Annotated in this window: 26 protein-coding genes, 1 tRNA gene and 1 pseudogene; 13 read left to right on the top strand and 15 right to left on the bottom strand. The window is 54.8% G+C overall.

The window, feature by feature from the left end:
* Positions 1 to 18: 18 nt before the first annotated feature.
* Entirely contained in the window at positions 19 to 762 is a 744-nt protein-coding gene (locus ACWKXT_RS23445) for an SDR family oxidoreductase (RefSeq protein WP_454527455.1), read from the top strand.
* Between the two features lie 62 nt (positions 763 to 824).
* Here ACWKXT_RS23445 and bglA read toward each other — a convergent pair whose 3' ends face one another.
* Together bglA and ACWKXT_RS23435 are read right to left on the bottom strand one after the other, a co-directional pair.
* Positions 825 to 2,258: a 6-phospho-beta-glucosidase BglA gene (gene bglA, locus ACWKXT_RS23440; RefSeq protein WP_454533503.1), complete on the bottom strand. Its 1,434-nt coding sequence runs from the start codon at positions 2,256 to 2,258 to the stop codon at positions 825 to 827.
* Between the two features lie 116 nt (positions 2,259 to 2,374).
* Positions 2,375 to 3,106 carry a MurR/RpiR family transcriptional regulator gene (locus ACWKXT_RS23435; RefSeq protein ID WP_454527684.1) on the bottom strand — a complete coding sequence of 244 codons (732 nt, stop codon included), beginning with the start codon at positions 3,104 to 3,106 and terminating at the stop codon, positions 2,375 to 2,377.
* Between the two features lie 266 nt (positions 3,107 to 3,372).
* Between ACWKXT_RS23435 and trhA the strand changes: the two genes are divergently transcribed.
* The gene (gene trhA / locus ACWKXT_RS23430; protein WP_023331242.1) at positions 3,373 to 4,032 is read left to right on the top strand and encodes a PAQR family membrane homeostasis protein TrhA; all 660 of its coding nucleotides are present in this window, start codon (positions 3,373 to 3,375) and stop codon (positions 4,030 to 4,032) included.
* 74 nt (positions 4,033 to 4,106) lie between these two features.
* Here the strand turns inward: trhA and ygfZ are convergent, their stop codons facing one another.
* The gene (gene ygfZ / locus ACWKXT_RS23425) at positions 4,107 to 5,087 is read right to left on the bottom strand and encodes a tRNA-modifying protein YgfZ (RefSeq protein ID WP_454533502.1); all 981 of its coding nucleotides are present in this window, start codon (positions 5,085 to 5,087) and stop codon (positions 4,107 to 4,109) included.
* A 294-nt stretch (positions 5,088 to 5,381) separates the two neighbouring features.
* Here ygfZ and sdhE point away from each other — a divergent pair, with 294 nt between their 5' ends.
* Together sdhE and ACWKXT_RS23415 are read left to right on the top strand one after the other, a co-directional pair.
* On the top strand, positions 5,382 to 5,648 hold the full coding sequence (sdhE, locus tag ACWKXT_RS23420) for an FAD assembly factor SdhE (protein WP_010435322.1): 267 nt from the start codon (positions 5,382 to 5,384) through the stop codon (positions 5,646 to 5,648).
* Positions 5,629 to 6,039, top strand: coding sequence for a protein YgfX (locus ACWKXT_RS23415; protein WP_454527452.1), 411 nt, complete (start codon positions 5,629 to 5,631; stop codon positions 6,037 to 6,039). The genes sdhE and ACWKXT_RS23415 overlap by 20 nt, the downstream gene beginning before the upstream one ends.
* 6 nt (positions 6,040 to 6,045) lie before the next feature.
* Here ACWKXT_RS23415 and fldB read toward each other — a convergent pair whose 3' ends face one another.
* Complete coding sequence (gene fldB, locus ACWKXT_RS23410) at positions 6,046 to 6,567, bottom strand: flavodoxin FldB (protein WP_454533501.1); 522 nt, start codon at positions 6,565 to 6,567, stop codon at positions 6,046 to 6,048.
* Between the two features lie 101 nt (positions 6,568 to 6,668).
* Here fldB and xerD point away from each other — a divergent pair, with 101 nt between their 5' ends.
* The 5 genes from xerD to lysS all read left to right on the top strand — a co-directional run bounded on the left by xerD (position 6,669) and on the right by lysS (position 12,762).
* Positions 6,669 to 7,565: a site-specific tyrosine recombinase XerD gene (gene xerD / locus ACWKXT_RS23405; RefSeq protein WP_454533500.1), complete on the top strand. Its 897-nt coding sequence runs from the start codon at positions 6,669 to 6,671 to the stop codon at positions 7,563 to 7,565.
* A gap of 28 nt (positions 7,566 to 7,593) precedes the next feature.
* Positions 7,594 to 8,307 (top strand): bifunctional protein-disulfide isomerase/oxidoreductase DsbC, encoded by a 714-nt coding sequence (gene dsbC / locus ACWKXT_RS23400; protein WP_454533499.1) that lies wholly within the window; start codon positions 7,594 to 7,596, stop codon positions 8,305 to 8,307.
* Positions 8,308 to 8,312: 5 nt separating this feature from the next.
* Positions 8,313 to 10,046: a single-stranded-DNA-specific exonuclease RecJ gene (gene recJ, locus ACWKXT_RS23395; protein WP_454533498.1), complete on the top strand. Its 1,734-nt coding sequence runs from the start codon at positions 8,313 to 8,315 to the stop codon at positions 10,044 to 10,046.
* 90 nt (positions 10,047 to 10,136) lie between these two features.
* Positions 10,137 to 11,235 (top strand): peptide chain release factor 2 gene (prfB, locus tag ACWKXT_RS23390; RefSeq protein WP_096151315.1). Its coding sequence is split into 2 segments (ribosomal slippage): positions 10,137 to 10,211 and positions 10,213 to 11,235, totalling 1,098 coding nucleotides; the frame shifts between segments, so codons are not numbered across the junction.
* A 9-nt stretch (positions 11,236 to 11,244) separates the two neighbouring features.
* Positions 11,245 to 12,762: a lysine--tRNA ligase gene (gene lysS / locus ACWKXT_RS23385; RefSeq protein WP_013098608.1), complete on the top strand. Its 1,518-nt coding sequence runs from the start codon at positions 11,245 to 11,247 to the stop codon at positions 12,760 to 12,762.
* A gap of 38 nt (positions 12,763 to 12,800) precedes the next feature.
* Here lysS and idi read toward each other — a convergent pair whose 3' ends face one another.
* Positions 12,801 to 13,343 carry an isopentenyl-diphosphate Delta-isomerase gene (idi, locus tag ACWKXT_RS23380; RefSeq protein ID WP_454527448.1) on the bottom strand — a complete coding sequence of 181 codons (543 nt, stop codon included), beginning with the start codon at positions 13,341 to 13,343 and terminating at the stop codon, positions 12,801 to 12,803.
* Positions 13,344 to 13,505: 162 nt separating this feature from the next.
* Between idi and actS the strand changes: the two genes are divergently transcribed.
* Positions 13,506 to 14,249 carry an amidase activator ActS gene (gene actS, locus ACWKXT_RS23375; RefSeq protein WP_454533497.1) on the top strand — a complete coding sequence of 248 codons (744 nt, stop codon included), beginning with the start codon at positions 13,506 to 13,508 and terminating at the stop codon, positions 14,247 to 14,249.
* An 80-nt stretch (positions 14,250 to 14,329) separates the two neighbouring features.
* Positions 14,330 to 14,403, top strand: a tRNA-Gly gene (locus ACWKXT_RS23370).
* Positions 14,404 to 14,588: 185 nt separating this feature from the next.
* On the opposite strand, the gene ACWKXT_RS23365 is transcribed toward ACWKXT_RS23370, so the two are convergent.
* The 8 genes and pseudogenes from ACWKXT_RS23365 to ACWKXT_RS23330 all read right to left on the bottom strand — a co-directional run bounded on the left by ACWKXT_RS23365 (position 14,589) and on the right by ACWKXT_RS23330 (position 22,255).
* The gene (locus ACWKXT_RS23365; protein ID WP_454533496.1) at positions 14,589 to 15,014 is read right to left on the bottom strand and encodes a hypothetical protein; all 426 of its coding nucleotides are present in this window, start codon (positions 15,012 to 15,014) and stop codon (positions 14,589 to 14,591) included.
* Positions 14,992 to 15,315: a polymorphic toxin type 44 domain-containing protein gene (locus ACWKXT_RS23360; RefSeq protein WP_454533495.1), complete on the bottom strand. Its 324-nt coding sequence runs from the start codon at positions 15,313 to 15,315 to the stop codon at positions 14,992 to 14,994. The genes ACWKXT_RS23365 and ACWKXT_RS23360 overlap by 23 nt, the downstream gene beginning before the upstream one ends.
* Positions 15,316 to 15,348: 33 nt before the next feature.
* A pseudogene (gene tssD / locus ACWKXT_RS23355) lies at positions 15,349 to 15,584 on the bottom strand (type VI secretion system tube protein TssD); the annotation flags it as partial.
* 181 nt (positions 15,585 to 15,765) lie between these two features.
* Positions 15,766 to 16,836: an ABC transporter ATP-binding protein gene (locus tag ACWKXT_RS23350; RefSeq protein ID WP_454533494.1), complete on the bottom strand. Its 1,071-nt coding sequence runs from the start codon at positions 16,834 to 16,836 to the stop codon at positions 15,766 to 15,768.
* On the bottom strand, positions 16,829 to 18,598 hold the full coding sequence (locus ACWKXT_RS23345) for an ABC transporter permease (RefSeq protein WP_454527445.1): 1,770 nt from the start codon (positions 18,596 to 18,598) through the stop codon (positions 16,829 to 16,831). Before ACWKXT_RS23345 ends, ACWKXT_RS23350 begins: the two co-directional genes overlap by 8 nt.
* Positions 18,599 to 18,678: 80 nt before the next feature.
* A complete protein-coding gene (locus ACWKXT_RS23340) occupies positions 18,679 to 19,767 on the bottom strand; it encodes an ABC transporter substrate-binding protein (RefSeq protein WP_454527444.1) in 1,089 nt (362 codons plus the stop codon).
* Positions 19,768 to 19,935: 168 nt separating this feature from the next.
* The gene (locus ACWKXT_RS23335; protein WP_454533493.1) at positions 19,936 to 20,631 is read right to left on the bottom strand and encodes a response regulator; all 696 of its coding nucleotides are present in this window, start codon (positions 20,629 to 20,631) and stop codon (positions 19,936 to 19,938) included.
* Positions 20,615 to 22,255 (bottom strand): ATP-binding protein, encoded by a 1,641-nt coding sequence (locus ACWKXT_RS23330; RefSeq protein ID WP_454533492.1) that lies wholly within the window; start codon positions 22,253 to 22,255, stop codon positions 20,615 to 20,617. Before ACWKXT_RS23330 ends, ACWKXT_RS23335 begins: the two co-directional genes overlap by 17 nt.
* Before the next feature lie 178 nt (positions 22,256 to 22,433).
* Between ACWKXT_RS23330 and yjdI the strand changes: the two genes are divergently transcribed.
* Complete coding sequence (gene yjdI / locus ACWKXT_RS23325) at positions 22,434 to 22,664, top strand: 4Fe-4S mono-cluster protein YjdI (RefSeq protein ID WP_008499689.1); 231 nt, start codon at positions 22,434 to 22,436, stop codon at positions 22,662 to 22,664.
* A gap of 10 nt (positions 22,665 to 22,674) precedes the next feature.
* Entirely contained in the window at positions 22,675 to 22,947 is a 273-nt protein-coding gene (locus ACWKXT_RS23320) for a GNAT family N-acetyltransferase (protein ID WP_013098585.1), read from the top strand.
* A 36-nt stretch (positions 22,948 to 22,983) separates the two neighbouring features.
* On the opposite strand, the gene ACWKXT_RS23315 is transcribed toward ACWKXT_RS23320, so the two are convergent.
* A complete protein-coding gene (locus ACWKXT_RS23315; protein ID WP_454527441.1) occupies positions 22,984 to 24,213 on the bottom strand; it encodes an amino acid permease in 1,230 nt (409 codons plus the stop codon).
* Positions 24,214 to 24,332: 119 nt separating this feature from the next.
* Positions 24,333 to 24,794 (bottom strand): multidrug/biocide efflux PACE transporter, encoded by a 462-nt coding sequence (locus ACWKXT_RS23310; RefSeq protein ID WP_097534586.1) that lies wholly within the window; start codon positions 24,792 to 24,794, stop codon positions 24,333 to 24,335.
* Between the last annotated feature and the right edge of the window lie 35 nt (positions 24,795 to 24,829).

The raw sequence follows: 24,829 nt of genomic DNA, 5'->3' as shown, positions 1-24,829 counted from the left end.
TTTTATTGGGAGAAGAGAATGGCAATTGCACTGGTTACCGGCGCCAGCCGGGGCATTGGAAAAGCCACCGCGCTGCAGCTGGCACGCGAAGGCTACACCGTGGCGGTGAACTATCACCACAACATTAAAGCCGCGACGGACGTGATCAACCAGATCGTTGAGGCGGGCGGTAAAGCGTTTGCCGTGCGTGCTGACATCAGCGATGAAGCTCAGGTGCTGGCGATGTTTGACAGCATCGATCGTGAAGGTGAGCCGCTTCGAGCGCTGGTCAATAATGCGGGCATTCTGTTTGAGCAATCCACAATCGAGAATCTCTCCGCTGAGCGCATTAACCGCGTGCTGGCGACCAACGTCACGGGCTACTTTCTCTGCTGTCGGGAAGCGGTGAAACGCATGTCTTTCAAACATGGCGGCAAGGGTGGGGCGATAGTGAATGTCTCTTCCGCGGCCTCTCGTCTGGGCGCGCCGGGTGAATATGTCGATTACGCTGCTTCTAAAGGCGCGGTAGATTCACTGACCACCGGACTGTCGCTGGAAGTGGCGGCGCAGGGCATTCGCGTGAACTGCGTCCGTCCTGGGCTAATTTATACTGATATCCATGCGTCGGGCGGTGAACCGGGGCGGGTGGATCGCGTTAAATCGTTGCTGCCGATGCAGCGCGGCGGCCAGCCGGAAGAGGTGGCGCAGGCGATTGTCTGGCTGCTGAGCGAGAAGGCGTCGTACGTGACGGGCAGTTTTATTGAACTGGCGGGCGGGAAGTAAACCCCTCACCCTCTCCCCAAAGGGGAGAGGGATCAATCGTAGCGCCGCCCGGCGTTACGGCGTTAAAGTTTCTCGCCGTTGCTGGCGATCACGCCTTTATACCATTCGAAGCTTTTCTTACGCGAACGCGACATGTCGCCCGTGCCGTCGTCGTGCTTGTTGACGTAGATAAAGCCGTAGCGCTTGCTGTACTGGCCGGTGGTGAACGACACGCAGTCGATGCAGCCCCACGGCGTATAGCCCATCAGATCCACGCCATCGTGCGTGACGGCTTTGATCATCTCTTCCACGTGTGCACGCAGGTAGTCGATGCGATAGTCATCGTTGATGCTGCCGTCTTCTTCCACCTTATCGTAGGCGCCGAACCCGTTCTCAACGATAAACAGCGGTTTCTGATAACGCTCGTACAGCTCGCACAGGGCATAACGCAGGCCCACCGGGTCAATCTGCCAGCCCCAGTCGGACGCCTTCACGTGCGGATTCGGCACGCTGCCTTCAAAACCGGAAATCGCATCGCCGGTACCGCCTTCAGCCTTAACTGCATTGGTCATGTAGTAGCTGAAACCTAAGTAGTCGCAGGTACCTTCACGCAGGATCTTCTCGTCGCCCGCCTCCATTTTGATGGAAAAGCCGCGGCGCTCCCACTCGTTCAGCACATAGGACGGGTAATAACCACGCAGCTGGACGTCGGTAAAGACATAGCGCTCGCGCATGGACTCCTGGGCGAACATCACGTCTTCCGGTTTGCAGGAGAATGGATAGAGCGCCACCATGGCCAGCATGCAGCCGACTTTCATCTCCGGGTTGATGCGGCGCGCGGCTTTTACCGCCAGGGCGCTGGCCACAAACTGGTGGTGCAGTACCTGGTACATGGTCTCTTCCGGATTGTCATGTTCGGTATAGACCACGCCAGAGCAGCAGTAGCCGAACAGCGGTGCACGCCAGTTACGCTGGTTATTGATTTCGTTGAAGGTCATCCAGTATTTGACCTTGTTTTTGTAGCGCTCAAACACCACTTCCGCGAAGCGTACAAAGAAATCGACCACTTTACGGTTGGTCCAGCTGCCGTACTCCTGTACCAGGTGCAGCGGCATCTCAAAGTGGGAGAGGGTGATCACCGGCTCGATGTTGTACTTCAGCAGTTCATCGAACATGTCGTCATAGAACTTCAGCCCTTCTTCGTTTGGCTGCGTTTCGTCACCTTTCGGGAAGATGCGCGTCCAGGCGATAGAGGTGCGGAAGCACTTGAAACCCATCTCGGCAAACAGCTTGATGTCTTCTTTGTAGTGACCGTGGAAATCAATGGCCTCGTGGTTTGGGTAGTATTTACCCGGCACCACCTCCTGCGTGATTTCGCGCGGCACGCCGTGCGCGCCGCCAGTCAGCACGTCGCAGATGCCTGGCCCTTTGCCGCCTTTGTTCCAGCCGCCTTCAACCTGGTGTGCGGCAACCGCGCCGCCCCATAAGAAATCTTTCGGTAAGGTTAATTTTTTCATCGCTGCAATTCTCAATAAATGGCTTACTGGCATCGAGTCTAGCAAAGCGAAATTGAATGTCACGATATAACAATTCACCGGGATTGTGATTTGTCACATCAAAAAAACAGGGTGTTTTATTCTGTCAGTTTCTTCGCCAGTTTACGTCCGAGAGATTCCAGAATATAGATGACGGGAATTTGCGTGGTGATATCGTAGACACCGCCAATTCGCGTCTGGGGTACGTGCCAGGAGAGATTAAAGTCCGCCAGTTTTGCCAGGCGCGAGTGCTCGTGGCTGGTAATAGAGAGCACCTTGCAGTGATGCAGGCTGAACTGGCTGGCGAAGCGCAGGATCTCCTCGGTTTCGCCCGAAACGGAGAGCACAATCGCCAGCGCATTTTTCGCCATATCATTGGTGACCGGGAAATAAGGATCATCAATATGATTGCTGAATTTACCAATATTGGAAAAGAAGCGTGCACCATATTTTGCCAGAGAGCCTGACGTGCCCGCCCCGACAAATATAATTCGCTCGGAAGACAAAATGATATTTACCGCATCATCGAGTAAGGCGTCGAACTCTTCATTATTTACGCTTTTAAAGAAGCTGATAATTTCGCTGGCACCGAAATTCGCCTGCTGAGGCTCGTTCTGCTCAAGATAGAGCTTAAAGCGCACGCGAAATTCAGAATACCCTTCGCAGTTGAGCTTGCGGCAAAAGCGCAGGATGGTGGTGGTTGAGACGTCTGCTGCATCCGCCAGCTCGCGGATGGTCATGTACATCACTTTGTCACGATTTTTAATGACATAATTATAGACCATCATTTCCAGATTATTGAGACTGGCAATGGCGGAGTGGGTGAACATACTCACAGTGGCAAAACTCTCATTCAGACCTCATTTCCCCATCATACCATGCAGCCAGGCGGCAGGATCCAATTTTATACCCTTGATTCTTAATGATTAAATTTTTATATGAACAATTGTTAGGTGAAAGATTTGTTTATATCTATGATTTTTAGATATAAATTTTTGGAATGAATTTATTTTAGCTAACAGGTGTTCACTGGAATCATTCTCAGTTAGCATAGATATGCGATGAATAATCATCTTACGTTTTCCCGGAGTTTTGTATGGCGAGCAGACCATTAATCGCACAGGGATATTCGCTGGCTGAGGAAGTAGCCAACAGCATCAGCCACGGCATTGGCCTGGTGTTTGGGATTGTCGGTTTAGTGTTATTGCTGGTACAGGCGGTAGATACCAATGCCAGCGCGATGGCGATAACCAGCTATAGCCTGTATGGCGGAAGTATGATCCTGTTGTTCCTGGCATCGACGCTCTATCACGCGATTCCACATCAGCGGGCCAAGATATGGCTTAAGAAATTTGACCACTGTGCTATCTATCTTCTTATTGCAGGCACCTACACCCCGTTTCTGTTGGTGGGGCTCAATTCCCCCCTGTCGCGTGGCCTGATGATTGTTATCTGGAGCCTGGCGCTGCTGGGGATCCTGTTTAAGCTGACCATTGCGCACCGGTTTAAGGTGCTGTCACTGGTCACCTATCTGACCATGGGCTGGCTGTCGCTGATTGTGGTGTACCAGCTGGCGATTAAGCTGGCAGTAGGGGGCGTTACGCTGCTGGCGGTGGGCGGTGTAGTCTACTCGCTCGGCGTCATTTTCTACGTCTGCAAGCGTATACCGTACAATCATGCCATCTGGCACGGTTTTGTACTGGGCGGCAGCGTGTGTCACTTTTTGGCGATTTATTTGTACGTGGGGCAGGTGTAGTTTTTTACACCGTGCGGGCGGTTGCCCTCACCCCGGCCCTCTCCCACAGGGAGAGGGAGGACACCTGTAAACGATTACTCTTCTAACGAATACGGCAGCGGCTCAATACTCAACGTATTGGCATCATCACGTACGCGGAACACGCTGTCAGCTTCCATATCGTTGTTCATAACGACCTGCACCAGCAGGCGGCCATCATCCAGCTGTACGGCGGCCAACACGGTACCGGTTCGGCGCCAGTTCTCACCCATCTTCAGTTCCAGGTCTTCACCCGCTTCGGGTACACGGCTGGCATGGCCCGCGAGAGTCCACAGCGCGCGTTTGTTTGCCCCGCGGAATTTTGCACGCGCCACCATCTCCTGACCGGTGTAGCAGCCTTTTTTGAAGCTAATGCCGCCCAGTGCCTGAAGGTTGGTTGCCTGGGGAATAAACTGCGCGCTGTTGGCCGCGTCAATCACCGGCAGACCCGCTTCGATATTCAGCGCCAGCCATTGCTGGCTGTTGTTGAGCTGCGCTTCGCCGCGCAGTGCCTCGGTGACCCGTTCCGCCGTTGCGACATCGGTGACTAACAGGAAGCGCTCCGCCGGATGTTCAAACCACAGGATGGAGGTTGCGCCCTCGCTGACTACCTGTTTTTCTGCATCTGGTAGCGCAGCAAACAGATTTTGCAGCGCTGCACGCGCCTGGAAGCCAGCGACGCCCAGCAGGACATGTTCGTCGTCCGGGGTAATAGTGACTTTGGAAAAGACCGCGTATTTTTTCAGCTCTTTGAGCTGGGCATCACGCAGACTGCGGCGTTCGATAAAGGCAAAACCGTCCTGACGGCGGAACAGACGCAGGTTGCTCCACATTTTGCCTTTTGGATCGCAATGGGCCACCAGCAGGTGCTGATGTTCAGTCAACTGCGCGACATCCGCAGTCACCTGGCCCTGAAGGTATTTTTCGGCATCGGCGCCGGTGAGCGTTGCCAGTGCCCAGTCATCAAGAGAAATAAGCGTCAGCGGCAGTCGCGCAGAGGCGGCGGGCTGGCGAGGAGAAAATGGTGTAAATGCCATAACGGTATCCTGAATTGCTTAACGCTTTAATAATGCCTAATGGTAAAAGAGCCTGCAGGCAATGCAAGCGCTTTCAACAGACCATTTGTGCCATAAACCGGTTATGCGTAGCGCTACGCAAAATTATGTAATCCGCTGTCTTTGTGGGGATTAATCTGGAATCCGACTCGGCGATCGCAATATTCCAGTAAAGAAACGGTCAAAAACACGTTACACTAGCTGATGTCCCCGTGGAGAAATAAAGAACACTGAACGGGGTACCGACTGTACCAAACGTAATGCAGGAAACTGAACATGGATATTAACAACAAGGCCCGTATTCACTGGGCGTGTCGCCGCGGCATGCGTGAACTTGATATTTCCATCATGCCGTTCTTCGAATATGAGTATGACAGCTTAAGCGATGATGATAAGCGTCTGTTTGTTCGCCTGCTTGAGTCTGACGATCCAGATTTATTCAACTGGCTGATGAATCACGGCAAACCCGCCGACACCGAGTTGCAACGGATGGTGCAATTAATTCAAACACGGAATCGGGAACGTGGTCCTGTGGCAATCTGATCTTCGCGTCTCGTGGCGCTCGCAGTGGATGTCTTTGTTGCTCCACGGCCTGGTTGCGGCCATCGTGCTACTGATGCCATGGCCGCTCAGCTATACGCCGCTGTGGCTGCTGTTACTTTCGTTTGTTGTTTTTGACAGCGTACGCAGCCAGCGTCGCATTAACGCGCGTCAGGGCGAGATCAAACTGCTGATGGATTACCGCCTGCGCTGGCAGGGAAAAGAGTGGGATATTCTCGGTGTGCCATGGATGCTTAACGCTGGCATGATGCTACGGTTACGCAAAGTGGGGGGCGGACGTTGCCAACACCTGTGGCTGGCGGCAGACAGTATGGACGCGTCTGAATGGCGAGATCTGCGCCGGATGTTGCTGCAACAACCGACGCAGGAGTAGGGGGCGTTAGCTAAATTTTTCTGCCATTTCGCCGAGGATCTGCTCGCACCAGGCTTGCAGGCGCTCATCGCTGAGATCGTACTGATTGGTTTCATCCAGCGCGAGCCCGACAAACAACTCGCCGTCGGCAATAATCGGTTTTTGACTGGTGAATTCGTACCCTTCGGTTGGCCAGTAGCCGATAAACGTCACCCCTTTCGGCGCCAGTTTATCGTGAAGCATGCCGAGTGCGTCCAGGAACCATTCTCCGTAGCCTAACTGGTCTCCCATGCCGTACATCGCAATAATTTTGCCGTCGAGATTCACGGAATCGAGCTGATCCCAGATGGCTTCCCAGTCTTCCTGTATCTCACCAAAATCCCAGGTTGGGATGCCGAGGATAAGCACGTCGTACTCCTCCATCAGCGCGACCGCATCATCTTTCAGGTTATGCAACGTCACCAGTTCCGGGCCAATGATGTCGCGAATTTTCTCTGCCGCCATTTCGGTGTAGCAGGTGCTGGAACCATAGAACAGACCAATATTCATCGCGTAACTATCTCAATTCATGCTTTGACTTTGCGCGTAGTGTACCAGAAACCGGTCGCAATCAGGCATAATGGCCTGACTGCAGAATCAAAGGGGCTGATGTGGAAAAGGATCTCGCACTCGTTGAACAGTTTCTCGACGCGCTGTGGCTGGAGAAGAATCTGGCTGAGAATACGCTCAGTGCCTATCGGCGCGATCTCACCATGCTGGTGGAGTGGCTGGCGCGTCGGGAGTTGTCGCTTGCGAGCGCGCAAAGCGACGACCTGCAGGCGCTGCTCGCTGAGCGTGTAGAAGGGGGTTACAAAGCCACCAGTTCTGCACGTTTGCTCAGCGCCATGCGTCGGCTTTTCCAGCACCTTTACCGTGAGAAACTTCGCGAAGACGATCCCAGCGCGCTGCTGGCGTCCCCGAAACTCCCGCAGCGGCTGCCGAAAGATCTTAGCGAAGCACAAGTTGAGAGATTATTACAGTCACCGGCAGTTGACCTGCCGCTGGAGTTACGCGATAAAGCCATGCTTGAGCTATTGTATGCTACCGGCTTGCGCGTTTCGGAACTGGTTGGCCTGACGATGAGCGACATCAGCCTGCGTCAGGGCGTGGTGCGCGTCATCGGTAAAGGAAATAAGGAAAGGCTGGTTCCGCTGGGAGAAGAGGCGGTTTACTGGCTGGAAACGTACCTTGAGCACGGTCGCCCCTGGCTGCTCAATGGCGCGTCTGTCGACGTCCTGTTCCCGAGCCAGCGCGCGCAGCAGATGACGCGACAAACCTTCTGGCATCGCATCAAGCATTACGCCACACTGGCGGGTATCGACAGTGGAAAGCTTTCGCCGCACGTTTTGCGTCACGCCTTCGCGACGCATCTGTTAAACCACGGCGCTGATTTACGCGTGGTGCAGATGCTTCTGGGACACAGCGATCTTTCAACGACGCAAATTTATACCCACGTCGCGACGGAACGCCTGCGGCAGCTACACCAACAGCACCACCCTCGTGCGTGAGTGCCGACAAATTGTAACAGGATCAATTATGAAAAAGTCTTTCGCGCTGTTCACCCTGCTGGCAGCCTCATTTACCGGTTTCGCCCATGCGGATGATGCCGCCATCAAACAGTCTCTGGCTAAGCTTGGTGTGACCAGCAGCGACATCCAGCCTGCACCGGTTGCCGGTATGAAAACGGTACTGACGAACAGCGGCGTGCTGTACGTCACCGAAGACGGCAAGCATTTCATTCAGGGGCCACTGTACGACGTGAGCGGCGCGCAGCCGGTGAACGTCACTAACCAGCTGCTGATGAAAAACCTGAACGCGCTCGAAAAAGAGATGATCGTCTATAAAGCGCCGCAGGAAAAACACGTGATTACCGTCTTCACCGACATCACCTGTGGCTACTGTCACAAGCTGCACGAAGAGATGAAAGACTACAACGCGCTGGGCATCACTGTGCGCTATTTGGCCTTCCCGCGCGCAGGCGTGCAGAGCCAGCCAGAGCAGGATATGAAGGCTATCTGGTGTGCGAAAGACCGCAACAAAGCGTTTGATGACGCGATGAACGGCAAAGGCGTTAAACCGGCCTCCTGCGACATTGACATCGCGAACCACTACGCGCTGGGCGTGCAGTTTGGCGTGAGCGGTACGCCAGCGATTGTCCTGAGCAATGGCTATGTGGTGCCGGGTTATCAGGGACCGAAAGAGATGAAAGAGTTCCTCGACGCGCACCAGAAACAGTTTGGTGGTAAATAATTCGCGTGAAAGCCCCCATAAAATTGCGCCGCCGCGAGGCGGTTGAACACGTTGATTTGCCGGAAGAACTCCCGGCGCTCCTTAAGCGCCTCTATGCCAGCCGCGGCGTGCGGTGCGCAGAGGATCTTGAGCGCAGCGTGAAAGGGATGCTGCCCTGGCAGCAGCTGAGCGGTATCGAAAAAGCCACTGAAATGCTCTACAACGCGCTTCGTGAGGAAACGCGTATTGTGGTGGTGGGCGATTTCGATGCCGACGGCGCAACCAGCACCGCGCTGAGCGTGCTCAGCCTGCGCGCGCTGGGCTGCGATAACGTCACCTATCTGGTGCCGAACCGTTTTGAAGACGGCTATGGCCTCAGCCCGGAAGTGGTCGATCAGGCCCACGCCCGCGGTGCGCAGATGATCATGACCGTCGATAACGGGATCTCTTCTCATGCGGGCGTCGATCATGCTCACGCTTTGGGGATCCCGGTGCTGGTCACCGATCATCACCTGCCCGGCGAAACGCTGCCGGATGCAGAAGCGATTATTAACCCCAACCTGCGCGACTGCGATTTCCCGTCGAAATCCCTCGCTGGCGTGGGCGTGGCGTTTTATCTGATGCTGGCGTTGCGTACCCTGTTACGCGATAAAGGCTGGTTTGAGTCCCGCGGGATTGCCGTGCCAAACCTGGCCGAATATCTCGACCTGGTGGCGCTGGGAACCGTGGCGGACGTGGTGCCGCTCGATGCTAATAACCGTATTCTCACCTGGCAGGGCTTAAGCCGCATTCGGGCAGGAAAGTGCCGTCCGGGGATTAAGGCGCTACTGGAAATCTCCAACCGCGATCCGCTTAAGCTTGCGGCAAGCGACCTGGGCTTTGCCCTCGGCCCGCGCCTGAACGCGGCGGGACGGCTGGACGATATGTCGGTTGGCGTCGCGCTGCTGCTGTGCGACAACATCGGTGAAGCGCGTGTGCTGGCCAGTGAGCTGGACGCACTCAACCAGACCCGTAAAGAGATTGAGCAGGGCATGCAGGCCGAAGCGCTGACCCTGTGCGAAAAGCTGGAGCGCAGCGGCGAAACGCTGCCGGGCGGGCTGGCGATGTACCATCCCGAGTGGCACCAGGGGGTGGTCGGCATTCTGGCGTCGCGCATTAAAGAGCGCTTCCACCGTCCGGTAATTGCCTTTGCCCCCGCCGGAGATGGCACGTTGAAAGGCTCTGGCCGTTCGATTCAGGGGCTGCACATGCGCGATGCGCTGGAGCGTCTGGATACGCTGCATCCGGGGTTGATGATTAAATTTGGCGGCCACGCGATGGCGGCAGGCTTGTCGCTGGAAGAGGCAAAGTTCGACGAGTTCCAGCGCCTGTTTGGCGAGCTGGTGACCGACTGGATTGACCCGGCTCTGCTGCAGGGCGAAGTGGTCTCTGACGGTGAGCTGTCTGTCTCCGAAATGACGATGGAAGTCGCGCAGATGCTGCGCGACGCGGGCCCGTGGGGGCAGATGTTCCCGGAACCGCTTTTCGACGGTCGTTTCCGTCTGCTGCAGCAGCGTATTGTCGGCGAACGTCATCTGAAAGTGATGGTCGAGCCCGTGGGCGGCGGACCGCTGCTGGACGGCATCGCCTTCAACGTTGACACCTCCATCTGGCCGGACAACGGCGTGCGCGAGGTTGAGCTGGCATACAAACTGGATATAAACGAGTTTCGCGGAAACCGCACCCTTCAGATCATCATCGACAATATCTGGCCAATTTAGCGGCAGTAATCTCTATAAAAAAGGGCGTGGATTCGGTACAATCCCGCTCTTATAACCGCATTTTGACAAGTCCATAAAAGAAAACAGACCATGTTTGAAATTAATCCGGTAAAAAACCGTATTCAGGACCTCACGGAGCGCTCTGACGTTCTTAGGGGGTATCTTTGACTACGATGCCAAGAAAGAGCGTCTAGAAGAAGTAAACGCCGAGCTGGAACAGCCGGACGTCTGGAACGAACCTGAACGCGCACAGGCGCTGGGTAAAGAGCGTTCCTCTCTCGAAGCTATCGTAGATACGCTGGATCAAATGGCCCAGGGGCTGGAAGATGTTTCCGGTTTGCTGGAGCTGGCCGTCGAAGCCGACGATGAAGAAACCTTTAACGAAGCCGTGGCAGAACTCGACGTGCTGGAAGAGAAGCTGGCGCAGCTGGAATTCCGTCGTATGTTCTCCGGTGAATACGACAGCGCTGACTGCTATCTCGATATTCAGGCAGGTTCTGGCGGTACCGAAGCGCAGGACTGGGCCAGCATGCTGACGCGTATGTATCTGCGTTGGGCGGAAGCGCGCGGCTTCAAAACTGAAATTATCGAAGAGTCTGAAGGTGAAGTTGCGGGTCTGAAATCCGTGACCATCAAAATTATTGGCGATTACGCCTACGGCTGGCTGCGTACCGAGACTGGCGTTCACCGCCTGGTGCGTAAGAGCCCGTTTGACTCCGGTGGTCGTCGTCATACCTCCTTCAGCTCCGCGTTTGTTTACCCGGAAGTTGACGAAGATATCGATATCGAAATTAACCCGGCGGATCTGCGTATTGACGTTTACCGCGCATCCGGTGCGGGTGGTCAGCACGTTAACCGTACGGAATCTGCGGTGCGTATTACCCACATTCCAACCGGGCTGGTAACACAGTGCCAGAACGACCGTTCCCAGCATAAGAACAAAGACCAGGCTATGAAGCAGATGAAAGCGAAGCTTTATGAGCTGGAGATGCAGAAGAAAAATGCTGAGAAACAGGCGATGGAAGACAACAAGTCTGACATCGGTTGGGGCAGCCAGATCCGTTCTTACGTCCTTGATGACTCCCGCATCAAAGACCTGCGTACCGGGGTTGAAACCCGCAACACGCAGGCGGTGCTGGACGGCAGCCTGGACCAATTTATCGAAGCAAGTTTGAAAGCAGGGTTATGAGGAACCAACATGTCTGAACAACAAGCACAGGGCGCTGACGCGGTAGTCGATCTTAACAACGAACTGAAAACCCGCCGCGAGAAGCTGGCAGCGCTGCGCGAGCAGGGCGTGCCGTTCCCGAACGATTTTCGTCGTGACCATACCTCAGACCAACTGCACGCTGACTTCGACGCTAAAGAGAACGAAGAGCTGGAAGCGCTGAACATCGAAGTGGCCGTTGCTGGCCGTATGATGACCCGTCGTATCATGGGTAAAGCCTCCTTCGTGACCTTGCAGGACGTGGGCGGCCGTATTCAGCTGTACGTTTCCCGTGACGATCTGCCGGAAGGCATCTACAACGAGCAGTTCAAGAAGTGGGACCTGGGCGATATCCTGGGCGCGAAAGGTAAACTGTTCAAAACCAAAACCGGTGAACTGTCTATCCACTGCACCGAGCTGCGTCTGCTGACCAAAGCCCTGCGCCCGCTGCCGGACAAGTTCCACGGCCTGCAGGATCAGGAAGCGCGCTACCGTCAGCGTTATCTGGATCTCATCTCTAACGATGAATCCCGCAAGACTTTCAAAATTCGCTCCCAGATCATGGCCGGTATTCGCCAGTTCATGGTCAACCGCGACTTTATGGAAGTGGAAACTCCGATGATGCAGGTGATCCCTGGCGGCGCGTCTGCGCGTCCGTTCATCACCCATCACAATGCCCTGGACCTGGACATGTACCTGCGTATCGCGCCGGAACTGTACCTGAAGCGTCTGGTGGTCGGTGGTTTCGACCGCGTGTTCGAAATCAACCGTAACTTCCGCAACGAAGGTATCTCCGTTCGTCATAACCCAGAGTTCACCATGATGGAACTCTATATGGCGTATGCGGATTACAAAGATCTGATCGAGCTGACCGAATCCCTGTTCCGCACCCTGGCGCAGGACATTCTGGGCACCACGCAGGTCCCTTACGGTGAAGAGGTGTTCGACTTCGGCAAGCCGTTCGAAAAACTGACCATGCGCGAAGCGATCAAGAAATACCGTCCGGAAACCAACATGGCGGATCTGGACAACTTCGACTCTGCGAAAGCGATTGCCGAAAGCATCGGTATCAAGGTTGAGAAAAGTTGGGGTCTGGGCCGTATCGTGACCGAGATCTTCGAAGAAGTGGCCGAAGCGCACCTGATTCAGCCGACCTTCATCACCGAATACCCGGCTGAAGTTTCTCCGCTGGCGCGTCGTAATGACGAGAACCCGGAAATTACTGACCGCTTCGAATTCTTCATCGGCGGCCGTGAAATCGGCAACGGCTTTAGCGAGCTGAACGATGCGGAAGACCAGGCTCAGCGTTTCCAGGATCAGGTTGACGCGAAAGCGGCAGGTGACGACGAAGCGATGTTCTTCGACGAAGACTATGTGACGGCGCTGGAGCACGGCCTGCCGCCAACTGCAGGTCTGGGTATTGGTATCGACCGTATGGTGATGCTGTTCACCAACAGCCACACCATCCGCGACGTGATCCTGTTCCCGGCGATGCGTCCGGTAAAATAAGTTGTACAGATGCTAAAAAAGCCCCGAAAGGGGCTTTTTTATTGCGCCGCGAACGCTCTCAGCGCGTCTCGCGCGACCGTTGCTTCCAGCACCATCCACGGGCTAAAGCTCCATGGGGCGGCGTCCAGCGCGCGGAATAATGACTCCAGCGTAACCCATTCAAATGCCATCACTTCATCATGGTTTATTCGCAGTTCGCTGGTGACGCGGGCAGCGAAGACAGGGCAAATCTCGTTTTCCACGATCCCCGAAGGGTCCGTTTCGCGGTAGCGGAACTCTGAGGCTACAGGCGTAATCGCGGTAATTTCTGCGCCAATCTCATCGCGGCAGCGACGGATAATCGCCTCTTCCGTCCGTTCACCAGATTGAGGGTGGCCGCAGACAGAATTCGTCCAGACGCCCGGCCAGGCTTTTTTGCTTAGGGCGCGTCGGGTTACCAGACACTCGCCTTCGGTATTAAATAGCCAGGATGAGAAAGCCAGATGCAGAGGGGTTTGGGCAGTATGCGCGGCGTATTTTTCCTGAGTGCCAATCATCATTCCCTGGTCATTTACCAAAATAACGTGTTCTTGAATACTCATTCATGCTCCAGTGCCAACGGTGCGGATGGTTCTGCACCATCAGCGGCAACATTATACTGGATTCTGATATGAACGGTTTATCTCGCGGAGCTTAAAAGGGCTGACCCATATCCGCTCGGGCTGGTATCATAGTGCGCCATTCACGCTGACCGAGGATCTGTTTTGTTTGCAGGAAGCCTGACGAGAAAACCCATCCATGCCGTTTTTTGCCTGATGCTGACGCTACTCCTTGTCGGCTGTTCCGGGAGCAAATCGTCGGATATGGGCAGCTATTCCGGTGCGGTCTATACCGTTAAGCGCGGAGACACGCTGTATCGGATTTCACGCGCAACGGGAACCAGCGTGAAGGATCTGGCGCGCCTGAATAACATCTCTCCGCCGTACACCATTGAAATTGGGCAAAAACTGAAGGTGAATGGCGGCTCCTCAACCGGCAAAAAATCATCCTCCAGGGGCAAAACCGCCAAAGTGACACCGTCTTACGCGGTACCGCAGTCCTCATGGCCACCGGTTGGCCAGCGCTGCTGGATCTGGCCTGCCAGCGGTAAAGTCGTTCTGCCGTACTCTCTGTCAGAGGGCGGAAACAAGGGCATTGATATCGCCGCTGCGCGCGGTACACCGGTTTATGCCTCCGGGGCAGGGAAGGTGGTTTACGTCGGTAACCAGCTACGCGGCTACGGTAATCTGATCATGATTAAGCACGGGGAAGATTACATCACCGCCTACGCGCATAACGACACGATGCTGGTCAACAACGGCCAGAACGTGAAGGCGGGGCAGAAAATAGCCACGATGGGCAGCACCGGTACCGATTCGGTGAAGCTGCACTTCCAGATCCGCTATAAGGCGACGGCCATCGATCCGCAACGCTATCTTCCTGCGCCCGGCAGCAAACCGAAGTGCTAAGTGATTATTTAATCGCCGGTTAGTTGTGAAGAGGCTTGTATGAAGGTGTGTAAGGTCTATAATGCCTTACGCACCTCAAAGCGGGCGTAGTTCAATGGTAGAACGAGAGCTTCCCAAGCTCTATACGAGGGTTCGATTCCCTTCGCCCGCTCCAGAATTTCCCCTTGTAAACAAGCCGTTAAAGCCTTCTCTATCAGGAACTTAAATAGTTACCTATTTTTAGTCGCCTATGGGTTCTACCATTCTGATGATGACACGTATCTAAGCGCGATGTGCGGCTTTGAGTCTGCTGTTGTCTAAAACCAGAAGAAAAGAGCCAGCTTGAAACTGGCTATGTTCTTAGAAAGGTAAGGCGGTGAGGTAGACAGGCACTGAGTAGATCGAGTCACGCACTTTGTAAGCCGCCTGGTTGTGAAAGGTGTAGATGGTTCCCTTCACTGACAGATAGATCGCGTCATTCTCGACCTTCATCAATGCGTCCTTGTCCGTAGTGATCATGAAAGGCTCTTCATCGTCCTTCAGACTCTCCATAAATACTTTATCGTCTTTGTTAGCATCATACATATAGAAACGGTAGGAAAAGCCTGTGGTAGCGCCTGCACTCGCTTCCGTGATGTAGAGATTAGCCAGGTTGTTTACTTTCACCTTCTTGATAATCTCTTGCTCAAGCGGTGAGAAGTGCAGCACCTTGTAGATCCCAAAAGCGATAACAGTCAACAGGATCAGAAGGAGATACTGTTTCTTAAAAACCTGTACGTTTTGCATAGTTGATACCCGCTCTTATCCAATACTGGTCATTAGGATCATCACCGTAAGGCGTTGAGCCATACCAATTACCAAAAGCTGCATCAGTTGTACCTGCACGACCCTGCGCCCATCCTGCGCCCCTAAGTAATACTTCGTCGGGAATCCCCGCAGCGTGACCAACAGCCCCGTAGTGGAAGTTTCCAAAACTCTCGAACTGTCTATCGCGTTGTTTGTAATCCCACGCGCCATGCCCTCTAACCTGCTGATAAAACCATGCATAGGTGAGGGCTGACGGGCCACGGTGAAAGCGAGCCATCATCAACCATTTGAACTCTGCAGATTTTAGCGTCTAACCAGTGGCAACGGATTTGTAGAGGCAGGGGAGGAACTATCAAACTTTTTTTGAATTAGCATAGCTGAATGCTTGCGGGTTCCTGTGGTCTTTCCCGTCATTACGTCCGTTGGAATGCTGAGATTATGGGAAAATCCGGTGATCTCAATGCTGCCGTCACGGTCTTGAACGTCTACAGATCCCTTAATATCTGCGCCGCCGTCATCTTTAAGCCATAGATAAGCTGGAATAGCCATTTTTCTTTTTCCTCATGCTGTTATAAACATCCATAAGGAAATTGTACCTATAGGAAAGGTAGCGGTAAACTAATAAGGATATATAAATCAATTAGTTATATTTTATTTAATTTGAGTTAAGTTCAGCTAAATACATTTCTAATATAAAAAGGCCACATCCCGCAGCCTTTTCCTCTCACACTCACCCTTTCGGAAACACCCAAACATGCTTCTCCGGTAGCGAAAGATGGCAGTGCTGCGGATCCCGAACCTCATGCCCATACGCGCGAATGACAAAATCATCTCCCGCCGTGCGGAACAGGTACTCCCAGCGGTCGCCGAGATACATGCTGGTGAGCAGCGGCAGCTCAAGCTGATTTTCCCCTGGCCCTTCGACCACCGCCACACGCTCGACGCGGATCACCGCCGTGGCTTCATCACCGCTCTGTACCCCTTCACCGGCCTGGCCCCACAGCACCCAGCCTTTTCCTTCGATGCGCGCTCTGCCGTCGCGTACTTCGGTGACCTTGCCGTGCAGGCGGTTGTTGCTCCCCATAAACTCGGCGGTAAATAGCGTTTTCGGCGAGCCGTACATCTCCTGCGGTGTGCCCTGTTGCTCAATTTTGCCGTTGTTGAGCAGCAGGATGCGGTCGGATATGGACATCGCTTCGTTCTGGTCGTGCGTCACCATCAGCGCGGATAGCCCGAGCTTGATAATCAGCTCGCGCAGGAACACGCGGGCCTCTTCGCGCAGCTTGGCGTCGAGGTTTGAGAGCGGCTCGTCCAGCAAAATCACCGGCGGGTTGTACACCAGCGCCCGGCCAATCGCCACGCGCTGCTGCTGCCCACCGGAGAGCTGGTACGGGTGACGTTTGCCAAGATGGCCCAGACCCAGCTGATCCAGCACGTCCTGCACGCGCTGCTGGATCTCTTTGGCCGGGACTTTACGCAGCTTGAGCGGGTAGGCCACGTTCTCAAACACGGTTTTGTGCGGCCACAGGGCATAGGACTGGAACACCAGCCCCAGGTTACGCTCTTCCGCCGGGATCTCACTGCGCGGCGTACCGTCGTAAACTTTATTATTGCCAATGACAATCGACCCCTGCGTCGGTTTTTCCAGACCCGCGACGGCACGCAGCAGGGTGGTTTTACCGCTGCCGGAGGGGCCTAACAGGGAAACCACTTCACCGCGCTTCAGGTTCATGGAGACACCTTTTAAAACAGGATTGTCGCCGTAGGTTAAGTGCAGATCGTCAACCGCTAATTCAATCATGTATTTTCACTCCGAAACGAAGGGCAATGCCCAGACCTACCACGACCAGCAGGATGTTAATGAAAGAGAGCGCCGCCACGATATCAATGGCACCCGCGGCCCAGAGGGAAACCAGCATCGAGCCGATAGTCTCCGTGCCGGGGGAAAGCAGGTACACACCGGTTGAATATTCGCGTTCAAAAATCAGGAACATCAGCAGCCACGAGCCGATAAGACCGTAGCGGGAGAGCGGAATGGTGACGTGGCGGGTGATCTGGCCGCGCGTCGCCCCGGTGCTGCGCGCGGCTTCTTCAAGCTCCGGCCCCACCTGCAGCAGCGTGGAAGAGATAAGCCTCAGCCCGTAGGCCATCCACACCACGGTATAAGCCAGCCAGACGCTGAAAATGGTGCTGCGCAGCGAACGCAGCCAGACGATGACGTTTTCGCGCATCCAGTCGGTCCAGGCGAACCCGGAGAGCCAGCCGGATTTCAGCGAATTGTCCAGCCACATCGGCAGGAACAGGAACACCCACAGGAACGCCAGACCGGCAAGCAGGCCAGGCACGGCGCGCGGCACCAGCACGCTGTAGTCCAGGAAGCGCGTGGTGTTGTCCGGTTTGCGGTGCATCGCAATCCCGACGAACAGGTAGCACGCCACGGCCAGCGCGCCGCCAATCACCCCAATAGCCATGGAGTTGACGATGGCGCGCAGCAGGTTGGGCTGTGCCCAGATGGTGCGGAAAGTGCTCAGCGAAAGCTCATCCCACAGCGAAACGCCCACGCCCCAGTTGGAGATAAACGCGCGCAGCACCACGCCGAGCAGAGGCACGCCGATGGTGACGGTGAGCCAGAAGGCGACCACCGCCCCGGCAACCCAGCGCCATTTGCCCAGCGGTAACGCGCGAGCCTGCGAGGCTTTCCCTTTCATAGTGACGAAGCGGTTGGCGGTGCGCATCAGGCGGCGCTGGAGCATCACCAGCGGGATGGTGATGCAGATCAGCACCACGGCAACCGCCGCCATCAGGTGATAGGAAGGCGTGCCGAGTTTGTTCGTCAGCTGATACAGGTAGGTTGCCAGCACCATATTGCCTTCCGGATCGCCAAGCACCAGCATCAGGCCAAACACTTCCAGCCCGAGGAAGAACAGCAGCACGATGGCGTACAGGATCGACGGCCGCACCATCGGCAGGCTGACGGAGGTCATCACCTGCAGCGGAGAGGCACCCGCAATGCGCGCGGCTTCTTCCACATCGGAGCCGACGCTGCGCAGCGCGGATGAAATATAGAGATAGGCATGCGGCACGTGCGTCAGGCCAGCAATGACCACGATGCTCGACATGTCGTAAATGTTCCACGGCACAAAGCCGATCAGCGCCTGCGCCCACAGGGACAGAAAGCCCACGGGACCGGCAGCCACCACATAGCCAAAGCCGAGCACCATCGGCGATACGAAAATCGGGACCAGGATCAGCGGTTCAATCAGGCGGCGACCGGGCAGGTCGGTGCGAACCATCAGAAACGCCAGCACGCCACCCAGCGGAATGGCGATGATGACCAGCCCGAAGGCGAGGATGAAGCCGCTTCTCAGGGCCTTATAGAAATCAGGGTCGGTGAAGATAAAGCCAAATGATTCAAGGCTCCACTCTTTTGCCGGAGAAAAGAACGGAGCGGACAAAAAGCTCTGTATCACGATAAACGACAGCGGCGTGTAGATAACCAGAGCGGTTATCAGCACAACGACGCCGCGCGGCAGGCTTTGCCACTTTCTGCGTAATGTATTCATGGGGTATCCCTGGTGTTGCAGCCCAGCAAAACGAACTCAGTCGATAAGGGAGCGCGACGGCGTGCGCCGCGCCCGAACGCTTATTTGGCGGCGGCAGCACGCCACTCTTTGATGTACTCCAGGCGTTTTTTCGGCTGCAGATACTCCAGCAGCGTTTCATCAACCGGGATCGGCTTCAGCGCGTTACCGAGGATTTTGGTCAGGCCATCGATATCATTCTTGCCTTCGATATCGTTACGAATGGAGGGAATATCCGCCTGATTGGCCAGAATGCTTTGCCCTTTTTCAGACAGCACATAGTCCAGCCACAGTTTTGCCGCATTGCTGTTTTGCGCCTGCTGGCTGATGAACGACACGCGCGAGAGCACCAGCGTGTAATCTTTAGGGTACGAAATGCCGAGTGAAGGATCGTTCTTCGCACGGGCTTCAGCATAGGATCCGAGGATGTTAAAGCCGATCAGGTTTTCACCGGAGGAGACCCTCTCCATCATGGTGCCTGTCGATGACTGCACCGCTAAGCCACCTTTGGCGACGTCGGCCAGGGTTTTAAAGTAGTTTGGATCGGCCTTGTGATCCTGCACGGAAAGCATAAAGCCAAGACCCGATTTTTCGATGTCGTAGGTGGTGACTTTGCTCTTGAATTTGTCCGTCTGGCTGGCAATCAGCTTCGCCAGCGCGGCGTGAGAATCCGGCACGTCGCCGGCCGGGATCAGGCGCTTATTATAGATAAAAACCACTGGTTCATAGGTAGTGCCGTACGCCTTATCTTTCCAGACCGCCCATTTCGGCAGCTGGCTTTGCTCCGGCGATTTGTACTCCATGGCGTAGTCGGTGGCGAGCTTCAGCCCGGTGTCCATAGAGGAACTCCAGACCACATCGCCGCTACCGCCACCAGAGGCCTGCTCGCTGATAAAACGGTTGTACAGCTCGGTGCTGTTCATGTCGTTGTATTCAACTTTGATGCCCGGGTAGGTTTTTTCGAAGCCCTCAATCAGCGGCCCGGCGGCTTTGGTGTCGGTAGTGGAGTAAATCACCACCTTGCCCTCTTTGGTGGCGGCATCGACAACTTTTTGATACTCAGCAGGATAGCCCTGCGGCAGGGCAGACAGTGCAGAAGCAGAGAACAGGACGGTAGCGGTAATCAGAGAAATTCGGAACGTGTTCGACATTATAGTTAACCTTTTAGTTACATTTGAGGAACTAATTGTCAACATAGCGCATGGGGCTGTACCCACAATAGGGGGAAGCAGGCAATGATTCCGAAGTGTGACTGTCGCCGTCGTTTCAGCAATTAACACCATAAAATCCGCGAACGTTAGCCTGTGAACGGTTTCGGATCACGGTTTATCATCGGCTTTGCGGTATAGCCGCCGTGGATGACCGATATTGCCATACAGCATTTCGACGCTGATTAACCCACTCTCCACGCAGTATTCCAGGTAGCGACGCCCCGTAGTTTTGCTGATCCCCACGTTCTCCACCACCTCTTCCACCGACATTGCGCTGTCGGGATGTTCGGCGAACAGGCGTTTAATCCGTTCCAGCGTTTGGGGTTCAATCCCCTTCGTGGACGGTGCAACCGAAGCCTCCGCCGCGGGCAGGTTAAACAGGCGATCCAGCGCGTGCTGGTCGACCACCTTCACCTGCTGCACGGTGTGGACGAAGCGCATAAACCGCTCCAGCGAGGCGTGCAGGCGCTGGAAAAAGACGGGCTTGATCAGGTAGTCAAACGCGCCGCTGCGCATGGCATGGCTGCAGGTCTGCATATCGCTGGCGGCGGTGATGAAGATCACCGAGCATTCATAGCTTTTCAGCAGCGGGTTGTCGATTAACTCCACGCCTTTACCGTCCGGGAGATAGTTGTCCAGCAGGATAAGCCTTGGCTGATGCTCGCGAATCAGGCTGCACGCCTGGGCAATCGACGCGGCGATGCCCACCACGCGCAAATGGAAATTTTGCTCGATATACTCGCGATGCAGTTCCGCCAGGTGCGGTTCATCTTCAACTATCACAACGTCAAGTGGTCGGGTCATGCTGTTGTCCATTGGGAATAAACACAGAAAAAATGGTGCCCTGTGGCGTGTTGTCGGTGAGCTCTATGCTGCCGCCCGCTTTACGGATATAGCCTGCCACCAGAAACAGGCCAATACCGTGCTCGGTACCCACAATGTCGTTCTCACTTTCCGGTTTGCTGCTGAACCCCTGGCGGAAAATATGTGGCTTCACCGCCTCATCCACACCGCAGCCTTTGTCTGCCACCTCTATCAACAGCTCGTGGTTGCGGTCAGAAATGTAGACTTCCACCGGTGCAAGAACGGACGCCTTCAGCGTGGCATCCACGGCGTTATCCAGCAGATTACCAATCACGGACATCAGCTCCGTTTCGTTGATGGAGGCGGGCATGCGGGTGAGCTGACAGGCCGGGTCAAACTGCAGTTCAACACCCTTTTCGCGCGCGCTGACGTATTTTCCTAACAGTAGCCCGCACAGGGCAGGAGAGGAGAAATGGGCCGAAACGAAGTCCAGCACGCGCTGCGCGCCTTCTGACTGTACCTGGATGTAACGAATTGCCTCGTCATAGTGCTTCATCTGCAACAACCCCACCAGCGTCGCGGTCCAGTTCAGCTGTTCGTGGCGCATAATGCGCAGGTTGTCCGCATAGCGCTTGATCTGGCTCAGCTGGCTGCTGAGGGTATTAATGTCGTTTTTGTCGCGAAAGCTGTATACCCAGCCGCTTTCAACGCCGGGCTCGACCTCAATCGCCACGCGGTTAACGATCACTTCTCGCTGGTTAAGCACCGCAATCTGGTCGTGGCGGCCAGCGCTTACCGAGGCGTAGCGCTGGGATAAAAAGCCCGGCGACGTTTGCAGAACGTCTTCCAGCGGTTTGCCGATAAGTTCTTTCTCACTTTGATGAATATCCAGCATCTCCCTGGCTGCCCGGTTAATTAAAATCAGCTGCTTCTCTTCATTGACGGCAAATACCCCTTCATACATGGCTTCTAATAGCGCGCGTTGCTGCAAAACCAGCTGAGCGATATCCTTCGGTTCAAGGCGGAACATCTGCTTTTTGAGATTTCGGGTAAACAGCCAGGAGAAAATAAACAGCAACAGCAGAAGGGCAATACCGTACAGTCCTGCCTGCCAGAGAATGCGGGCGTTAATATTGGAGATATACGAGGTCAGATAGCCGACCGAGACGATGCCAATCACCTGATGCTGCGCATTAAAGATCGGCGCTTTGCTACGCAGCGACACCCCAATCCCGCCCTGACGCACGGAAATAATGGTTTTGCCTTTTAACACCTCCGCATTATCCCCCCCGATCATCGGTAAATTAATGCGTTCTGGTGATTCCGAATGATAAAGATGCTGTTCCCGGGTATCGCCAATCACAATATAGCTGGCATCGCTTTCGGCACGCAGCGGCTGTATTAAGCGGGCGATACCGGGGATATCTCTGGCTGCCACCCTTTCCGCCAGACCCGGTATCAGGGCGATTTCACTGGCCTGAACCCGGGCGCGCTGGCCCAGATCGTGATGGAGCTGTCGGTCAATAAAATGAAACAGGATCGTTCCCAGCAGAACTAACAGCAGGCAGGAGAAGCACACCAGCGCTAAAAACAGCTTTACCTGAAAAGAGAGTCTGCGTTTCATTCAATCCGCGGTAGCCATGCAGTAGGGAGACATTTGCGGAGCGTGACATGCAGCACTGGGGGACGCAATCTGGCGAGAAAAGAGTTGTGACCTGGCTTTTCGTTTTCCGCGTTATAGCTATCAGGATCCCGTAAGGCTATGCTTCATTCATTACGATAATAATTACAGAGGCAATGTCATGGATAAAGAACTACTGGATGCGGGTTACCGGGCCTATACCGGCGAGAAAATTGACGTCTACTTCAATACCGGGATTTGCAAACATTCAGGTAACTGCGTGCGTGGGAGCGCAAAGCTGTTTAATCTGAAACGTAAGCCGTGGATTATTCCCGACGAAGTAGACGTTGAAACGGTTGTACGCGTGATTGATACCTGCCCGAGCGGTGCGCTGAAGTACCGCCAAAAATAAGCGAGGAACCATGGATATTCTGGAAGGCCATAACAAGTTTTACGTGAACGACGCCAACGGAAATCAGGTCGCGGAGATTGTCTTCGTGCCGACCGGCGAGCACCTGAGCATTATCGAGCATACCGATGTCGATCCGAGCCTCAAGGGGCAGGGCGTTGGCAAACAGCTGGTGGCGAAAGTGGTGGAGAAGATGCGCGGTGAGAACCGTAAAATTATTCCGCTGTGCCCGTTTGCGAAACATGAGTTTGATAATACGCGCGAGTATGACGATATTCGGGCGTAAATCACGCGCCCGGCAGCACGCCGGGCACGAGCACGTTTAGCCGACAAACATCACCGACACGCACAGCACGCCGACGATCAGCGTCAGCAGGCTGCCAATCGAGCGGTACGGTTTCAGCGATGGGATCAGATACGTCGACAGCGTCGGCATGATAAACAAAATCATGGCGATAAGCGGGCCGCTGATGGCGTAAATCATTGAGATGGCGTTCGGGTTAATGCAGCAGACCGCAAAGGTGATTAACGACACCCCCATAATGGAAATCGCCCGGTTAAAGGCGCGGCTCTTTTTAATCCCCACCTGATTCAGCGACGACTTCACGATCTCCGTCGCCCCTTCAATCACCCCAAAATAGGTGCCGAGGAACGATTTCGACATCGCAATAATCGCCACGATAATCCCGGAAATGCCCAGCCAGGCGGGAGAAGAGGGCATCATCGACAGCGCTGACAGGATCGTTACCCCTTGCTCTTTGGCGGCCACAATATAGGACGGCGGAATAGAGAGCAGGCAGCTGAAGACAAAGAACAGCACGCTCAGACAGATGATCAGATACGCCACCTTCATGATTTTCTTACATTTATCCATGGCGGCGTCAGCAAACTTCTCGCGACGGTCAACGGCAAACGTGGAGATAATCGGGGTATGGCTGAAGGCGAACACCATCACCGGGATTGAAATCCAAATCTGATGCACGGTGTGGCGATCGAACGCCATCTGGCTGGTCAGCAGCGAGGGCTGCCAGCTGCCGGTCAGATAGAGCGAGACAAACAGGAAATAGGCAATCAGCGGAAACACCAGGAAGCCCATCACTTTTATCGTGATATGCCGTCCCATCAGGAAAATCAGATTCAGCACCAGCACCACGCCAAAACTGACCAGCACGCGAACGGCGGTATCCACCGTCAGGTGCTTTGCCAGCTGCTCCGTGAGCGAGTTGGTAATGGCTACCGCATAAATCTGCACCACCACGAAGAAGGCGATGAAATAGAGCGTGGTGATCAGATTGCCAATCTTTTTACCGTAGTAGTGGGAAACGGCCCCGGTGATCCCTTCATTGCCTTTTGTTTTTGAAGAGAGAATAAATTGTGCCAGCGCGCGGTGCGGCCAGTAGGTTAGCGGGTAGGCCACAAGGGCGGTAATAAACAGGACAATAGCGCCTGCGGAGCCCAGCTGAATGGGCAAGAACAGCGTTCCTGCGCCCACGGCCGTGCCATAGAGGGCGAAACTCCAGAGAGTCTCATCTTTTGACCAAATTTTCGACATTAGAGCAACGTTTCAACTATCAAACCATCAGAATGGCGTGCAATTTACCATAGTTATGCGCGGAGAGCGCAGTTGCTTCGAAGGAGTTTGGCCGGAACAGACGTCCGGCCAGAGGGCGTTTAGCCAGCCAGGGCGCGTCGTTGCTGGCGACGCTTAAGAAATTTTTCGCGCAGGGTATCGTACGCCCAGTTATAGAACATGGTGTACGGCAGGAAGAACAGGAAGAAACCTATTTCCAGTGTGAATGCCTGCAGCAGCGTGACGTCCAGCACGGCGGCGACAATCGAGACGCCAATCACAATAAAGCCGCATTCGAACCCCAGGGCGTGCAGCGCGCGAACCTTCGCCGTACGTTTGACTCGCTGGACAGGCCAGAAACGGTCGAAGCCGAAGTTATAGATAATGTTCCAGAGCATGGCGGTAGTGGCCAGAATAATGGTCAACCCGCCCATCTCCACCACGGAGCGCTGCATCAGCCACGCCGCCGTAGGGGCGAGGATCGCCGTGGCAATCCCTTCAAAACAGACAGCATGAAAGATCCGCTCCGGCAGTTTTCGTTGGAGTGCATCCTGATGTTGCATAGTCATAGACCTCATTAATTCGCCGGTATGGGCGT

The sequence above is a fragment of the Enterobacter sp. UPMP701 genome, from assembly GCF_053709515.1.
This window is presented reverse-complemented; position numbering and strand designations above follow the sequence as displayed.

Bases quoted from the DNA above. Each gene is read 5' to 3' on its own strand.
- ACWKXT_RS23445 (WP_454527455.1), top strand. From the start codon at position 19: ATGGCAATTGCACTGGTTACCGGCGCCAGCCGGGGCATTGGAAAAGCC.
- bglA (WP_454533503.1), bottom strand. From the start codon at position 2,258: ATGAAAAAATTAACCTTACCGAAAGATTTCTTATGGGGCGGCGCGGTT.
- ACWKXT_RS23435 (WP_454527684.1), bottom strand. From the start codon at position 3,106: ATGTTCACCCACTCCGCCATTGCCAGTCTCAATAATCTGGAAATGATG.
- trhA (WP_023331242.1), top strand. From the start codon at position 3,373: ATGGCGAGCAGACCATTAATCGCACAGGGATATTCGCTGGCTGAGGAA.
- ygfZ (WP_454533502.1), bottom strand. From the start codon at position 5,087: ATGGCATTTACACCATTTTCTCCTCGCCAGCCCGCCGCCTCTGCGCGA.
- sdhE (WP_010435322.1), top strand. From the start codon at position 5,382: ATGGATATTAACAACAAGGCCCGTATTCACTGGGCGTGTCGCCGCGGC.
- fldB (WP_454533501.1), bottom strand. From the start codon at position 6,567: ATGAATATTGGTCTGTTCTATGGTTCCAGCACCTGCTACACCGAAATG.
- dsbC (WP_454533499.1), top strand. From the start codon at position 7,594: ATGAAAAAGTCTTTCGCGCTGTTCACCCTGCTGGCAGCCTCATTTACC.
- lysS (WP_013098608.1), top strand. From the start codon at position 11,245: ATGTCTGAACAACAAGCACAGGGCGCTGACGCGGTAGTCGATCTTAAC.
- idi (WP_454527448.1), bottom strand. From the start codon at position 13,343: ATGAGTATTCAAGAACACGTTATTTTGGTAAATGACCAGGGAATGATG.
- ACWKXT_RS23365 (WP_454533496.1), bottom strand. From the start codon at position 15,014: ATGCAAAACGTACAGGTTTTTAAGAAACAGTATCTCCTTCTGATCCTG.
- ACWKXT_RS23360 (WP_454533495.1), bottom strand. From the start codon at position 15,315: ATGATGGCTCGCTTTCACCGTGGCCCGTCAGCCCTCACCTATGCATGG.
- ACWKXT_RS23350 (WP_454533494.1), bottom strand. From the start codon at position 16,836: ATGATTGAATTAGCGGTTGACGATCTGCACTTAACCTACGGCGACAAT.
- ACWKXT_RS23345 (WP_454527445.1), bottom strand. From the start codon at position 18,598: ATGAATACATTACGCAGAAAGTGGCAAAGCCTGCCGCGCGGCGTCGTT.
- ACWKXT_RS23340 (WP_454527444.1), bottom strand. From the start codon at position 19,767: ATGTCGAACACGTTCCGAATTTCTCTGATTACCGCTACCGTCCTGTTC.
- ACWKXT_RS23335 (WP_454533493.1), bottom strand. From the start codon at position 20,631: ATGACCCGACCACTTGACGTTGTGATAGTTGAAGATGAACCGCACCTG.
- ACWKXT_RS23330 (WP_454533492.1), bottom strand. From the start codon at position 22,255: ATGAAACGCAGACTCTCTTTTCAGGTAAAGCTGTTTTTAGCGCTGGTG.
- yjdI (WP_008499689.1), top strand. From the start codon at position 22,434: ATGGATAAAGAACTACTGGATGCGGGTTACCGGGCCTATACCGGCGAG.
- ACWKXT_RS23320 (WP_013098585.1), top strand. From the start codon at position 22,675: ATGGATATTCTGGAAGGCCATAACAAGTTTTACGTGAACGACGCCAAC.
- ACWKXT_RS23315 (WP_454527441.1), bottom strand. From the start codon at position 24,213: ATGTCGAAAATTTGGTCAAAAGATGAGACTCTCTGGAGTTTCGCCCTC.
- ACWKXT_RS23310 (WP_097534586.1), bottom strand. From the start codon at position 24,794: ATGCAACATCAGGATGCACTCCAACGAAAACTGCCGGAGCGGATCTTT.